The 14,685-nt window shown below is 72.4% G+C and carries 12 protein-coding genes; 4 read left to right on the top strand and 8 right to left on the bottom strand.

Features of this window, described 5'->3' with window-relative positions; all coding sequences use genetic code 11:
- Positions 1-263 precede the first annotated feature (263 nt).
- Positions 264-617: a DeoR/GlpR family DNA-binding transcription regulator gene (locus tag C1I97_RS15890; protein ID WP_111003871.1), complete on the bottom strand. Its 354-nt coding sequence runs from the start codon at positions 615-617 to the stop codon at positions 264-266.
- A 204-nt stretch (positions 618-821) separates the two neighbouring features.
- On the opposite strand from C1I97_RS15890, the gene C1I97_RS15885 reads away from it, so the two are divergent.
- Positions 822-1,505: an adenosylcobinamide amidohydrolase gene (locus C1I97_RS15885; protein ID WP_258382592.1), complete on the top strand. Its 684-nt coding sequence runs from the start codon at positions 822-824 to the stop codon at positions 1,503-1,505.
- Between the two features lie 190 nt (positions 1,506-1,695).
- Here C1I97_RS15885 and C1I97_RS15880 read toward each other — a convergent pair whose 3' ends face one another.
- The 7 genes from C1I97_RS15880 to C1I97_RS15850 are packed head-to-tail and all read right to left on the bottom strand — an operon-like array spanning position 1,696 to position 8,199.
- Complete coding sequence (locus C1I97_RS15880) at positions 1,696-2,505, bottom strand: enoyl-CoA hydratase/isomerase family protein (RefSeq protein WP_258382591.1); 810 nt, start codon at positions 2,503-2,505, stop codon at positions 1,696-1,698.
- 5 nt (positions 2,506-2,510) lie between these two features.
- On the bottom strand, positions 2,511-3,788 hold the full coding sequence (locus C1I97_RS15875; RefSeq protein WP_111003869.1) for a cytochrome P450: 1,278 nt from the start codon (positions 3,786-3,788) through the stop codon (positions 2,511-2,513).
- Positions 3,789-3,848: 60 nt separating this feature from the next.
- Entirely contained in the window at positions 3,849-5,219 is a 1,371-nt protein-coding gene (locus tag C1I97_RS15870) for a cytochrome P450 (RefSeq protein ID WP_111003868.1), read from the bottom strand.
- A gap of 12 nt (positions 5,220-5,231) precedes the next feature.
- The gene (locus C1I97_RS15865; RefSeq protein WP_111003867.1) at positions 5,232-5,792 is read right to left on the bottom strand and encodes a GTP-binding protein; all 561 of its coding nucleotides are present in this window, start codon (positions 5,790-5,792) and stop codon (positions 5,232-5,234) included.
- Between the two features lie 3 nt (positions 5,793-5,795).
- On the bottom strand, positions 5,796-6,179 hold the full coding sequence (locus C1I97_RS15860) for a DUF742 domain-containing protein (protein WP_111003866.1): 384 nt from the start codon (positions 6,177-6,179) through the stop codon (positions 5,796-5,798).
- A complete protein-coding gene (locus tag C1I97_RS15855) occupies positions 6,176-7,021 on the bottom strand; it encodes a roadblock/LC7 domain-containing protein (protein WP_258382589.1) in 846 nt (281 codons plus the stop codon). The genes C1I97_RS15860 and C1I97_RS15855 overlap by 4 nt, the downstream gene beginning before the upstream one ends.
- Entirely contained in the window at positions 7,018-8,199 is a 1,182-nt protein-coding gene (locus tag C1I97_RS15850) for an ATP-binding protein (protein ID WP_111003865.1), read from the bottom strand. Before C1I97_RS15850 ends, C1I97_RS15855 begins: the two co-directional genes overlap by 4 nt.
- An 819-nt stretch (positions 8,200-9,018) precedes the next feature.
- On the opposite strand from C1I97_RS15850, the gene bdeA reads away from it, so the two are divergent.
- The 3 genes from bdeA (at position 9,019) to C1I97_RS15835 (ending at position 14,527) form a co-directional block, all read left to right on the top strand.
- The gene (bdeA, locus tag C1I97_RS15845; RefSeq protein ID WP_111003864.1) at positions 9,019-9,963 is read left to right on the top strand and encodes a bis(hydroxyethyl) terephthalate hydrolase; all 945 of its coding nucleotides are present in this window, start codon (positions 9,019-9,021) and stop codon (positions 9,961-9,963) included.
- Between the two features lie 218 nt (positions 9,964-10,181).
- Positions 10,182-13,118: a LuxR C-terminal-related transcriptional regulator gene (locus C1I97_RS15840; RefSeq protein WP_111003863.1), complete on the top strand. Its 2,937-nt coding sequence runs from the start codon at positions 10,182-10,184 to the stop codon at positions 13,116-13,118.
- 140 nt (positions 13,119-13,258) lie between these two features.
- Positions 13,259-14,527 carry a PucR family transcriptional regulator gene (locus C1I97_RS15835; RefSeq protein WP_111003862.1) on the top strand — a complete coding sequence of 423 codons (1,269 nt, stop codon included), beginning with the start codon at positions 13,259-13,261 and terminating at the stop codon, positions 14,525-14,527.
- Positions 14,528-14,685: the final 158 nt, after the last annotated feature.

Here is a 14,685-nt window from a genome sequence, read left to right as displayed (position 1 = left end):
GATCTGCTGGGGGGCCGGAGCCGAGAGGCGGACGGTTCCGGTGACGTGCATGGGGTGGTGCGCCTCTCTTCGAACTGGTGCCCGGGATCGCCGGGACGCAGCTCATGGTCGGGCACGGCCGGACACGTCACCAAATCACACGTTTTTGGCCCGTATCAACTCGTGCGGCGCCGCAAAAGATGCACCGTGACGCACCCCGGACCGCGAATCGTCCTCCGCGTGTCGCACCGGCACGCGCGCCAGGAGCCGCCGGGCCGCAGGGCTCAGGCCACGACGACGGTGGTGCCGGCCCGGCCGAGGGCGGTGCGCAGTTCGTCCGGGCAGGGCTTGTCGCTGATGAGGGTGTCGAAGCCGGTCAGCTCGCACACGCGATGGGCGGCCGTGCGGCCGAACTTGCTGGAGTCGGCCAGTACGTAGCGGTGCGAGGCGTTGGCGAGCATGGCCCGCTTGGTGGCGACCTCGTCGAGATGGAAGTCGGTGAGCCCGTAGGGGGCGATGCCGCCGGATCCCAGGAAGACGGCGTCGGCGCGCAGACTGCCGAAGAACTCCACCGCCTGGGCGTTGGAGCAGGCGAGGTCGCCGGCCCGGAGCCGGCCGCCGCTGACCAGGACCTCCACGTCTTCCGCGTCCCCTCCAGCCTGCTCGACGGCGTCTCACCCGGCGGAGGCCCGGTCCGCATCGGCCTGGACTAAGGCCTTTCCGGCGGGGCTGCCGGCGGGAACGGACCGTGTCCTGGCCGCTGTTCGCCGACCCGCCCGGTCGGCTCCGGCCGGCCCTCACGTACCATCGGCGGGCATCCCGTCAACAAGGAGACCCCGCCCGTGACTTCCGTCGTCGCGCCGTCCACGGACGCCGGTGTGCCGCACCCGCGGCTGCTGACCCGTACCGAGGACGGAATGCGGCTGCCCGCGCTGGTGTGGGCGGCCGGTCCGGGGTGGCGGATGATCAGCAACGCCGTGCTGGGCGGTGGCATCGGGGAGCGCGGCTGGGTCCTCAACGCGCAGGTGGCGCACGGCTATCGGCGTACCGACCCCGAACGCCACCTCGCCGAACTGGCCGGCTCGGCCGGCCTGGACGGGCCGGGAGTCGGCCTGATGACCGCCGCCGACGTCGAGGCCCACGGCCGGGCGTGCGACGGCGGCGCCGTCGCCGTCGCCACCGCGGGCGTCAGGGTGCGCGGGTGGGCCGCTTCGCCGGAACCGGGGGAGTGCGGCCCGCAGGCTCCGGGCACGGTCAACGTCGTCGTCGCGCTTCCGGTCGCGCTGTCGGACGCCGCCCTCGTCAACGCCGTCATGACGGCCACCGAGGCCAAGGTGCAAGCACTGCTGGAGGCGGGCTACGACTGCTCGGGCACTCCCACCGACGCGGTGTGCGTGGCCGCCCGCGTACCGGGTGCGGGGGAGGAGCTCCACACCTTTGCCGGGCCCCGCTCACTGTGGGGCGCCCGCCTGGCCCGCGCCGTGCACCGGGCGGTGCGCGGGGCGACGCCGGTCCCCGGCGGATGAGGTCCGGCCGGGCGTGACGGCCGGGCGCGGAACGCCGTCGGCCCCCGTGGGACGCTGCCGAGCTCCCACAGGGGCCGAGTGCCGTTCGGCGCCCGGACCTCGGTGTGCTACCCGGACCGCGACGGCGAGCCCGGTCGCGCCCCCGTCACCGCAGTGGACAGCAGGCCGGCCCTCGTCGGGACCGCCGCCGTCATGGGCCGCTCACCGAGGCGGCGGAGTGCTGGACCGCATGCTGTGGCCGGGGCCGGCTGAGCTGCGCGGTGAGCAGATGGGCGTCGAGCAGTGCCACGTCGGCGGTGCGGTCCGCCCGCGCGTAGCCGGCGAGCATGCGCTTGGTGAGCGTGAGCGCCTCGGGGGAACGCCTGACCAGCGGCCTGACCCAGGCGTCGACGGCCGCGTCCAGTTCGTCGACGGGCGCCACCTTGTGCAGGAGACCGATCCGGTGAGCGGTGGCCGCGTCGAAGGGCTCGCCGGTCAGCATGAGTTCGCGGATCCTGGCGGCTCCGCTCTCGGCGACCAGGCGGCCCATGGCACCTCCCCACGCGGGGGGTATGCCCAGTCCCACCTCCGGCATACGGAACCGGCAGGTGTCCGCCCCCGCGCGGAGGTCGCAGAAGGAGGCGAGGGCGAGGCCGGCGCCGACGACCCTGCCGTGCAGCCGGGCGACGGTGACCGCATGGGTGTTCTCCAGGGCGTCACACACGCGGTACGCCTTGTCGACGATGCGGCGCGTGGCGGCCCCGGTCGGATCCTCGGCCAGCGCCGCCTGGTACTCGCCCCGATCGGCGCCGAGGCAGAAGTCGTCACCCAGGGCCGACAGGACCAGCACCTGGATGTCGGGCCGTTCATGGAGGCTGTTGAGCAGGGCGATGAGGTCGTCGAGGGCCGCGATGTTCAGCGTGCTGTCCTGACCCGAGGGGTTGAGCCGGACCCGCAGGACCGCCCCCTCCTGGTCGACACGCAGCGCCTTGTACGGGAAGTCGGCGAAGTCGTCGGTCATGTCCATCATATGAGGGCGACATCCAGGTTCAGCAGGCGTCGGAAGGCCACGCGCGGCGCCCACGTCGGGCGGCGCACGAGGGTGAGGCCGGGGAACCGCCCGACCAGCTGGCGGAGGAGGGTCTGGGCCTCCAGCCGGGCGAGCGGCGCGCCGAGGCAGTAGTGGATGCCTCCGCTGAAGGCGAGGTGCGCCGGTTTGCGGTGCAGGTTGAACAATTCGGGATCCTCGTGCTTGGCGGGGTCGCGGTTGGCCGCCCCCACCATGAGATGGACCATTTCGTCCTTGCGTATCTCGACGCCGTCCAGCACGCAGTCCCGGGAGGAGACCCGGCTGATCACGTGGGTCGGCGGGTCGTAGCGCAACGTCTCCTCGACGGCGGCGGGCACCAGGTCGGAATGGACGGTGAGCCAGTCCCACTGGCGGCGGTGTTCCAGGAGCAGCAGCGTCATGGTCGACAGCAGTGTGGACGTGGTCTCCAGCGCCGCCAGCAGCACGAACAGGGCGAGGAAGTAGACGGCTTCGTCCGCCTTGTCCTGATCGCTCTCCATGGCGTCCCACGTGGCGATCCAGCGCGACACCGGGTCCTCACCCGGGTGGGCGCGCCGGTGACGCACCAACTCCATGAAATAGGCACGCAGCTCCGCCGTGGCCGCGTCGGACGTGGCCAGCTGGCTGGCGGAGGGCAGCAACTCCTGGGTGAAGACCTGGTCGTGGGTCAGCTCCCGCAGCCGGGGGAAGTCCGCGGTCGGCAGGCCGAGCCAGTACCCGATGGTGGCGATCGGCAGCTCCTCGCTCACCAGGGCGTTGAAGTCGGCCTCGCCGTCGCGCAGTCGCTCGCCGAGGGTGTCGAGGAGCCTGGTCGTGGTACGGCCGACCGTTCCGCTGATCTCCTGCAGGGAGGTGCGGTCGAACATGCCCGCCGACCGGCGCACCCAGGTGTGCTCGGGCGGGTTGAGCGCGGGCAGCGTCCGGCTCATCTCACGCGAGGACGGTGCCGTCCAGCGCGTGCCGTCTCCCTGCTGCTCCCGCCACCGTGCGTCGGGCTCCAGCCAGTCACGGCTGCGCAGAACCCGGTCGCACAGGTCGAATCCGGTGACCAGATGCCCTCCCCAGGGCGCTGCGACGACCGGGCCTCTCGACCTCAGCTCCGCGTAGATCGGAAAGGGGTTGGCCTGGCCTTTCGCTGTCCGCAGGCGCGAGAACAACGAAACGGCGAAACGTCTGTCGGGTGGCGGTGATACCGCAGTCTCCACGACGGCTCCTTCCTGAGTACCAGCCGCCATGCCTACCCTGACGATGACCGGAACATACAAAATGACTATGCCGCTGGAGAGTTGACTACGTCACTCTCCTCGGGTCCATGCCAGAAACCGGCTGAACAGTCCTGCTCTGGGCTTGGACGCGGACATCGACGCAGGCCTCGGCGCGGGTGCCGGGGCGAGAGGGGCGGAGGGTGCGGTTGCTTCCGGCGCCCGGGGCTGTTGCTGCGGGGGCACCGGCGCCACCGTACGGGACGTGAACCGGACCGGGAGAGCCACCAGGGAACGGCTCCACGGAGCCGGGACCCAGCTCAAGTCCTTGAACGGCACGCGTACTTCGACGTCCGGCAGCCGGTTGAGCAGTGACTCGACGGCGGTGACGGCGATCATGAACGCGGCGTCCTTGGCGGGACAGGCGTGCGGGCCGGCCCCGAAGGCCAGATGGGCCTTGGCGCTGAGCTGCTCGCGGTGTTCGGCCAGCCGGGGATCGGTGTTGGCCGCCGCGAAGGAGATCAGCACCGGGTCGTTCGCCTTGAGCGTCCTGTTCCCCAGCTCCACGTCATGGGTGGGGTAGTGGGCCGCGTAGTTGGCGATCGGCGCGTAGTTCCACAGGACCCGGGTGACCGCGTCCTCCACCGGCAGCCCGGGCTCCCAGTCCTCGTCCAGGATCAGGGCGCTGCTGGTGCCGATGGCCGCCGACAGGGGCGCGGTGCCCCCGGAGAGCAGTGTGACGAGCTGGTGCAGCACCTCCTCGTCGGTCAGCTGCGCGGAGTGCTCCATCAGACGGGTCGTCAGGTCCTGCCCGGGACGGCGCCGCTTGAGGGCGATCAGCTCGGCGAGCGCACCGCCCAGCACCTGGTCGGCGTCGGGGGTGCCGTCGAAGATGCCGCTGATCCCCACGATGACGCGGTCGCCGATCTCGGGCGGGCACCCGAACAGGTCGCTGAAGACCAGCAGCGGCAGAGGGTGGGCGTAGTCGGCCATCAGCTCCGCCTGGCCGAGGCGGTCCGTGCTGAACCGGCTGATCAGGTAGTCGGCGGACTGCTGGGTCTGCCGGATCAGCTGGAGCTCGTTGACGCCGGCCAGACTGTCGGTGACCGCCTGGCGCAGCCGGGCGTGCGCCGCGCCGTCGCTGAACAGCGCGTTGGGCCGGTAGCCCATCATCGGCAGGGCCGGACTGTCCTCGGGGACGCGTCCTTCGTTCAACGCGTTCCAGCGCCGCGAGTCCCTGACGAACGAAGCGGGGTTCTGCAGGATGTACAGAGCGGCGTCGTAGCTGGTGACCAGCTCGACCTGTACCCCGGGGGCGATGTCGACCGGCGCGCTCGGGCCCAGGGTGCGCAGGTGTTCGTAGTGGCCGTCGGGATCGGAGCCGAACCGAGGGCCGTAGAGCTGGACGTTTCCGTGCGCGGGGCAGCCGGGCGGTGGCCCCTGTATGCCGGGACTCTGCTGCATGTGGGGTGGCTCCTAGTGGATGAGGGACAGAAGGTGGTTCACGAGGGTGATGAGAGCCTGCGCCGCGGAGCGCTGGTCTCGTACGTCGCAGGTGACGACGGGCGTCTCCGCCGACAGGTTCAGCGCCTCGCGCACCTCCGAGAGCGGGTAGGTGGTGGTGCCGTCGAAGCGGTTGACGCCGATGGCGTACGTCAGGCCGAACCGCTCGACCAGGTCCAGGACGGGAAAGGACTCGGACAGCCGCTCGGGGTCGACGAGGACCAGGGCGCCCAGCGCGCCCCGGGACAGCTCCTCCCACATCTCCTTGAAGCGTTCCTGCCCGGGTGTGCCGAAGAGGTAGAGCACCACTTCGTCGCTGATGGTCAGTCGGCCGAAGTCCATCGCCACCGTCGTGGTGGTCTTGTCCGGAGTTCCAGAAAGATCGTCAAATCCTATGCTGGCTTCGGTGATTTCCTCTTCGGTGCGCAGCGGCTCGATCTCGGAGATGCTTCCGATGCACGTGGTCTTCCCGACCCCGAAGTGCCCCACCACAAGGATCTTCACCGCGGTGGAGACGCCTGAATCCAGGTACACGAATCACGCTCCGAATCGGGCTTTGAGGCCGTCGAGCACCGCGTTGAGGAGTTCTCGATCAGCACGTTCGGCACGGGGAACAGGCTTCCTCGTGATGACGAGGCCGCTCTCCTCCAACTCCGCCAGGAGAATCCGGACGATCCCCAGAGGCAGGTGCGTGTGAGCAGCCACTTCGGCGATGGACAGAAAACCGTCCATGACCAGATCAAGAACCTGGCGGGCCTCGGGGGAAAGCGTGCGAACCGTGGCGGAGGCACCCTCGTGCGCGGTGACGAGGGTGGTGCGCTCGTACGCGTGGTCGGGAGGCAGGGCACGCCCGTTCGTGATCACGAAGAGGGGGACTAAGGGAGAGGTCAGCTCCAGGTCGTGGTCCGGTTCGTCCCTCACTTGCTGCTCACCGCCCCACGGGGTGCCAGGTATGCGTCCAGGCGGGGTACCGCCTGGTGCAGACGGGTTGTGAATTCCTCGATGTCGGCGTCGTGTTCGGCCGCCGCGGCGAGGAAGGCGCCGCGGCCCGCCGAGATCAGGAAGATCCAGCCGTGCGAGAACTCGATCACGGTCTGCCTCCACTGCGCGTCCTCGTGCACGCCGGCGAACTGCGACGTGGCACGGCTGTAGGCATGGATCCCCGTCATCGCCGCCGAGATCGTGTCCGCCAGGTCCTGGCTCATCCCCGTGGTCGCGCCGCGGGGCAGCCCGTCGGAGCCCAGCAGCACGGCGTGACGGGCGCCCCGCACCTCGCCGACCGCCTCGTCGAGGCCGGCGATGGTGATCCCGACCCGGCCGGCGGCCTCCTGCCGGTCCTCGCCGTGCTCAGGCCGCTCGGCCGGGTCCTGAGCGTCCACCCTGGGCAGCGAGGTGAGGTTGTTGCCGAGCCTGGCGACGAGCCGGTGCATGCGGAAGGAGATCTGCTGCATGTCGACGTCGGGCTCCGCCGCCGCGGCCAGGTACGCCCCCTGTCCCGCGCCGATCAGGAAGATCCAGCCGTGCGAGAACTCGATGATCGTCTGGTTCCACTGCCTGTCTTCTCCCGGTCCCGCGAAGTGGGAGGTCGCCCGGCTCAGTGACTGCATCCCCGCCATGGCGGCGGAGATGGTTCGCACGTCCTTCCGGGACATGCCGTCGGTCGCTCCGCGGGGGAGGCCGTCCGCGGACAGCAGGACGGCGTGCCGCGCCTTCGGCACGTTGTTCACGATGTCATCGAGCATCCACGACAGGTCTGTGGTCATGCGTCATCGGACCCTTCGAACGGTGCCGGGGCGAGGTTCCGGCCCGAGAGCGTGCCGCGCTGCAGGGCTCCCAGGCTGCGGCCGGCGGCGCGGCCGGCCTCCTCCGACGCCGCGGGCGGGGCCGCCGTGTCGTCGTGGTCGGGAACGCTCGCGATGGGCACCTGGCGTGCTCCTCGCCGGGGCAGACCGTGCGTGGTACGCGTGACGGGCTCCGGCCGGGCCGGGGTGCTGTGAACGGTGCTGAGCTGGGGCGCCTCGGCCGGCGCGGTCTCTTCCTCGGTCCACAGTTCTTCGGGCAGCAGCACGACCGCGCGAACACCTCCGTAACGGGATATGCCGGTGACGTCCACACGGAAGCCGTACTGCTGTGCCAGCAGGCCGATGACGGGAAAACCGAACTTCGGCTGGTTGCCCAGCTGCGACAGACGGGGGCGGTGGTCACCGGAGAGCAGGGTGGACGCCTTCTGCCGGTCCTCGTCGTTCATGCCGACGCCGGCGTCGTCGATCACGATGCACAGGTTCTTCTGCACCCGCTGGAACGTCACCTCGATCGGCGACCCCTGCTGGGAAAAGCTGGCAGCATTGTCAAGAAGTTCGGCCACGGCAAGCGCAACGGGAGAAACGGCGGATGCCTTCAATGCGAAACCGGTCTGCTGCATGATTTCGACACGCCGGAAGTTGCGAATCTGTCCCTGCGCGCTGCGCACTACGTCATAAACGCTCGCGGCTTTATTGCGGCGACCCAGCGGCGCACCACACATCACCGCAATGCCCTGTGCCTTGCGCGCCATTTGCGCATTGGCGTGGTTGACTTCCAGCAGATCACCCAGGACCGCGTGGCCGCCGTATTTGCGCTGGATTTCCTCGAGGAGTGCCAGCTGTTCTGCGGCGAGGCTCTGCAAAAAGCGCGCGGAGCCCTTGAGGACGGCTTTGGTGCTCTCCTCCGCCGCTTCCTCGGCTTCCCGGATGGTCTCGGTGTGCTGGGCTTTGTGTTGCTGCAACTCAGCCCATACGGCAGTAAGTTGCCCTTCGGTCTCGCTGATCTTCTGTGTCAGGGTGGCCTCGACCTGGGCCTTCTTCGCCGCTATGGCCTTGTTGCGGCGATTGAGCACCAGGGCCGCTGCAACGGCGAGCGCCACCGCTGCAACCAGGCACCAAACAAGTGCGTCTTGATTCATGGAAACCTTTCCTGGCGTGTTGCCTGCAGCCGTCGGCGGATGTACCTCACGGGATTCCGTGGCACAACCGCTCAGAACGGCTCGACCGCCGTTGCGCCGAGCGCGGGCCGACCTCAATGCAGCGCCTGGCCGAGTGGGCCAAAGTCACAGACGGGGGGATGCTATCACCCACATAGGGCACCCTTCGCAGCCGTGAGAGACAGCGCTCGACCGGCTCCGTAAGCCGGTTGCCGATTGCACGGCATACGCCACTTATACGGTCAAGCCGTCTACGGCAACAACGGCGGCCATTGCCTCCGGGCACCAAACGCTCACAACCGCGGGCGGCTTTTTCACATCGAGCGGACGGAGCCCGGCCCGCCGTCCGGACGTCGTGCGCCCGCCCGGGACCGTGACGTCACCTCCGTCGGCGCGCCCGGTCCCGGCGGAGGCCGCCGGGACCGGGCGCGGGCCGTGCTGTCGGCCGGACGGACAACGGCTTCCGAGACCCGGCCGAGTGGTGGGGCCGGCGGATTCGCAAGCCGCGTTCGGCCGCCGGCCGGCCGTGGGCCGCACACACCGGCCCCGGGAACAGGGTGGCGGTGACCAGCCGCCCGCGGCCGCCGGTGAGCACTCCGTTCTCGCGACCCACGACCCGACCCGCGCGGCGCGGCGCACGAGACCGGTGAACTTGCCGGTCCGCACCGGCTGCTCCCTCTCCGACAGTGGCACCGCCAGCCCATCGGCGGCGCCTCCGGCCGGTGCGTGGACGCAGCCCATGCCGTGTCCCCGTGCACCGGCCGGACCGGCGGCTCGCCGCGACAGAGAGGACCACTCGTCGTGCAGCAGCACCCCCACACCCGCACCGCCGGCTCGACCGCGAACCCGCTGCCGCTCCGTGCCGGGCGGACCAGGACCCGCCGGCTCGCCGGACTGGCCGCGACCGTCGCCGCCGTCGTCGGCCTCACCACCCTCATGGGCCCCGGCGTCCACGCGGCGGACAACCCCTACCAGCGCGGCCCGGCGCCGACCGACTCCAGCATCGAGGCGCTGCGCGGCCCGTACGCCGTCTCGGAGATCTCCGTCTCCCCGCTCTCCGTCACGGGCTTCGGCGGCGGCACCATCTACTACCCGACGAGCACCGCCGACGGCACCTTCGGCGCGATCGCCGTCTCGCCCGGCTACACCGCCTACCAGTCCTCCATCGCCTGGCTGGGCCCGCGCCTGGCCTCCCAGGGCTTCGTCGTCTTCACCATCGACACGAACACCACCCTCGACCAGCCCGCCTCCCGCGGCGACCAGCTGCTCGCCGCACTCGACTACCTCACCGGCCGCAGCTCGGTGCGCAGCCGCATCGACAGCAGCCGGCTCGGCGTCATGGGCCACTCGATGGGCGGTGGCGGCACCCTCGAAGCCGCCAAGAAGCGCTCCTCGCTCCGGGCCGCGGTCCCGCTGACGCCCTGGAACCTCGACAAGACCTGGCCCGAGGTCAGGACACCCACCCTGGTCTTCGGGGCCGACGGCGACACGGTCGCCCCGGTCGCCACCCACGCCAAGCCCTTGTACAACGGCCTGCCGTCCTCACTGGACCGGGCCTACCTGGAGCTGAACAACGCCACCCACTTCACGCCCAACTCGTCCAACACGACGATCGCGAAGTACAGCATTTCGTGGCTGAAGCGGTTCATCGACAAAGACACCCGCTACGAGCAGTTCCTGTGCCCGCTGCCACGGCCGAGCCTGACGATCGAGGAGTCCCGGGGCAACTGCCCGCACACCTCCTGACGCGCTGCTGGACCTCGGCCCGGTGGTGGCCCGCGCACGGTGCGGGCCGCCACCGGTGCTGTGCGGGCGCACCGCCGCGGGCCACCGGGCCTGGGCCGTGGCACACTCCGCGTCCTGCCCTCGGGGACACAACCCGCTGGTGGAGCGGCGGATGAGCCGGTTTCGAGGTGCGGACGGACGCCTTCCGCCACCCATGACGCGTGAGTAACGTCGCGGAGATGACCGGACAGAGGCTCCCGGGATCCGCTCCGTTCCGGTACCACGCGGGACCGGAACGGCAGGAGATCGCCGAACTGCTGGACACACTGCACGCCGGTGGCGGCGTCCGCGTCGTGACCGGTGAACCCGGTTGCGGCCGCACGGCCTTCCTCGGCTTCGCCTCCCGTCGCCTGCGCGCCGGAACCGTATGGCACGTCCGGGCCGACCCGGCCCGCTCCGCCCGGCCCCACAGCGGGCTGCGCACCCTGCTCCACGCCGCCGGCCCTTCCGCGGACCTCCCCGGTGACGGGACCGCGGCGAAGGCGCTCCTCGCCGCCGTGACCGCGAGGGCCGCCGAGACACCCCTTCTGGTGTGCGTCGACGACGTGCACCTGTGGGACAGCGCCTCGCGCGCCGCGCTGGGGCACGTGGCCGCACGGGTGCACTCGGCGGGCGGCCCGGCGGCCCTGCTCCTCACCGTGCCCGGACACCGGCCCGTCGGCCGGGAGTGGGCCGGGCTGCCCGTGCTGCGCCTGGGCCCGCTCCCACCGGGGGACGCGGCGGCCCTGCTGCACGAGGTGACGGACGGTGCCGTCGACCCGGCCGTCTGCGACGAGCTGGTGACGGAGGTGCAGGGCAACCCCGCCCTGCTGCTGGCCCTGACCCGTCGTCTGTCGCCCGCCCAGCTCCGCGGCCACCGCGCGCTTCCCCGCCCCCTGGCCGACGCCGGGGCGCTGACCGCCGTCGCGGGGCGATGCCTGACCAGCCTGCCACCGGACCGGACCGACCTGCTGCTGTCGGTCGCGGCCGCGCTGCGCGCCACCGATGAGCCGGACGCCGAGGCGGAGCTCGTACGACGGGCGGTGGGCAGGCTCGCCGGGCGGCCCGCGGGCATACCCGCCCCGGAGGCATGGCGCGCCACGTCCCCGGCCGACGCGCCGCCCCGCACAGGGCGGTGGCCCGAGGTGCTCCTCCTGGCCGAGGGCCGGCTCCGGTTCCGCAGCGCGCTGCTCGGCAGGGCGGTGTACGCCGGTGCGCCGGCCGAGCGCCGCCGCGCCGCGCACCGGGCGCTGGCCGGAGCGCTCCCCGACGCGCACACCGTCCCCGCACTGCTGCACCGCTCGTGGACCGTCACGGGCCCCGCTCCCGTCCTCGCGGCCGAACTGGCGGCCGCGGCGGCCGACCCGTCGTCCGCGACGCCACCCGGTCTGCGCCGAACCGCCCAGGTGCGGGCCGCCGAACTGACGCCGGACGGCGCGGAGCGTGTGCACCGGTACACGGCCGCCGCAGGGCAGGCCCTGCTCGCGGGGCACTCGTCCGAGGCCCTGCGTCTGCTCGACACCGCGGGGAGCGGCCGGGCGCCCGCGGCGGTCCGCGGCCGTGCCGAACTGCTGCGGGGCGAGGCGCTGCTGACGGACGGTCCGGTGGACGACGCCCGCGAGTCCTTCCTGCTCGCCGCCAGTCTCCTGACGGGTCACAGCCCGGCGGAGGCCGCGTCCGCCGTCCTCGGCGCGGCGGACGCGGCATGGTCCGCCGGTGACCTGACGGCCTGTCTCGCGGCACTCGGCCACGACACCCCCGCTGCCGGCGAAGGCACCGGCACCCCCACCGCCGCCGACGGGACTGCCGCGGCGGCGACCGGCACCGCCGCCGCCGGCACCGGCGTCGTCCCGGGCACCGCCCGCGGCAGCAGGGCGGCACCGCACCGCCCCGAGCACCCCGCCCTGCTCCGCGACTACCGCGACGGCATGCGCGCGGTCCTTCTGGGACGTTTCGACCTCGCCGCCGATCCGCTGAAACGCGTAGTCGACCGAGGCCGGCCCGCCTCCGGGCCCGAACGGCTGCTGCGTTCGGCCGCCGCGGCCCTGATGCTCGGCGACGTGACCGCCGCCCGCCGGGCCGGGGCACGGGCGCTTGCGGCGGCCCGGACCCTCGGATCCGCCGCCCTCGAACCGAGGGCACTGGAGTACCTGGCCTATGCCGAACTGCGCGCCGGCCGGCACCAGCTCGCCCGCACCCACGCTGAACAGGGGCTGCGCACCGCGCGGCGGACCGGACAGCGCAACACCGCGGCCCACCACCACGCGGTCCTGGCCCTCGCGGCATCGATCGAGGGAGAGGGGGAGCGCGTCGCCGAGCATGTGACGGCGGCGCTCTCCACGGCCCGGCGGCACGGACTGGCCCAGGCCGCCGCGCTCGCCCACTGGGCGGCGGCCCGCGCCGACCTGGGCGCCGGCCGTCCCCGCGAGGCCGCCGACCGGCTCGGGCCGCTGGTACTGCCCGGTGCGCGGCGCGGGCACTTCGCGGTGTGGATGCTCGCCGTCCCCTGCTTCGTGGAGGCCGCGGCACTCGCCGGCCGACCCGAGCACGCCCGCACGGTGGTTGAGGACTTCGCCCTCTGGGCGGCCTGTGGTGCCGACCCGCAGGCCCCCGCCCAACTCCTGCGCTGCCGCGCGCTGCTGGCAGTACCGGAGGCGGCGGGCGAGCTGTACCGGCGTGCCCTGGACCGGCATGACGGGACGGCCGGTGATTTCGAGCGGGCCCGCACCGAACTGCTGCACGGCAAGTGGCTGAGACGCCGACGCCGGCTGCGCGAGGCGCGGGTGCGTCTGGGGGAGGCGCTGATGGGCTTCGAGCGCTGCGGCGCGCATCCGTGGGTGCAGCAGGCAGCCGCGGAACTGCGCGCCAACGGAGCGGCCCCGGGCGGGGCCGGGGAGCCGTCCCGGCACGGAGCGGGAGAGCTGTCAGGGCTGACCCCGCAGCAACTGCGTATCGCACGGTGTGTGGCCGAGGGGGCGACCAACCGGGAGGTGGCGCTCAGCCTGTCCGTCAGCACGCGCACGGTCGACTATCACTTGCGGAACGTCTTCGCCGCGCTCGGTGTCCGTTCACGGGTCGAACTGGTGCGGCTGGTCGAACAGGCGGTGCGGGCGGAAAAGACCAGTGCACAACTCTAGGGACCGACCGGACGGTATGCCATCCTTCGGGGCAGAGCGATCAGGCGGTGGCCGGCCCACGGGTTCCGCGGCCGGCCGGGCGCCGGTACGGGGATTGCCGCGCGGGCGCCGCCGGAAGCCGACCCTGGGGGAGATGTGTCATGCAACACGCCGTACGGCCACGCACTCTGCTTCGCCACGGACCCGTGCCCGCGCCGAGGACCCGGGCACGGCGCGGACGGTCGCTGATCGACGCCGACGCGCTGCGCGTGCTGCACGGCGCCGCCCGCGCACTGCTGGACGACCTGCCCCGGCTCACCGACCGCCTGCTCGCCCTGCTGCAGGAGCGGGAGCCCGCGTACCGGGCGGCGGTGGAGGAGGACGCCACCGCCACCTGGCAGGAAGCGCACCGCTCGCTGCGGTACAGCGTCACCTCCCTGCTGGACCCGTGCGGCACCCGGGACGCGGCACGCCGCTGCTCCTGGAGGATCGGCGCCACGCGCGCCGAGCAGGGGCTGCCGCTGGACGCGCTGCTGCACGCCTTCCGGCTGGGCGGCTCACTGGTGTGGCAGAGCCTCGTCGACGAGACCTCCCGGACGGCCCCCGAGGACGTACGGCTGCTGGTGCACGTGGCGTCCGACGTGTGGGACTTCGTCGACGAGCACTGCATCCTCGTGGCCGACGCCTACCGGCACACCGAGCGGCACCTCGCCCGGCGGCGGGAGGACCGGGTGCGGCTGCTGGCCGCGACACTGCTGGACGGCACCGGCCGCATCGCCGACCTGCCCGAGGCAGCCCTGGCACTCGGCCTGCCGGAGCACGGCCGGTACCTGGTCGTCGCGGTCGGCGGCGCCCGGCTCACGGCATGTCCGCGTGCTCGGGCGGCCCTTGTCCCCGATGTGCGCGTGCACTGGCACCCGGGTGCGGACGCGGACTACGGCATCGTCCTGGTCGAGGACGGCGCGGAGCCGGTGGTACCGGACGAGCAGGCGCCGGGAGCGCGGGTGGGCGTCGGCAGCGCCGTGCGGGGGCTGGCCGCCGTGGGGGAGGCCCGCAGACTGGCGGACACCGCGCTGAGCCTGTGCCCGGAGACCGGCGGCACGGTCCGGCTGTCCGAACACCTGCCCGCGGCGTTAGTGGTGTCGTCCCCCGGACTCGGCACCGCGCTCGCCGACCGGGTGTTCGGCCCCCTGGCAGACCTCGAACCAGCCGACGCGGAGGTCCTGCTGGACACCCTGGCCACCTGGCTGGCCTGCGACGGCTCGGCTCAGCGGGCGAGCCGACGGCTGTACTGCCACCGCAACACCGTCCTCAACCGCCTGCGCCGTTACGAGCAACTGACCGGGTGCTCCCTCTCCCGTCCCTCCGACCTGGTCGAGGTGACCCTCGCCCTGACCGCCCGCACACTGCTCCCACGCCCCCCGCACTGACCGCGCCGGAACACCTGGACACACTCGCGGACCGCCCCCGTACGCGCGAGCGGTGACCCCGCGGGGGCGTCTGCGGGGGCCGGCCGACGCGGCCGGAACACGTCGTGCGGCCAGGCGTGTTGTGCGGCCCGGCGCGGTGCGGCTGTCTCTTATACACA

Source organism: Streptomyces sp. NTH33 (assembly GCF_003236365.1).
Taxonomy (GTDB): Bacteria; Actinomycetota; Actinomycetes; order Streptomycetales; family Streptomycetaceae; genus Streptomyces.
Note: the sequence above shows the minus strand (reverse complement) of the source record. Positions and strands in the feature narration are given on the sequence as shown.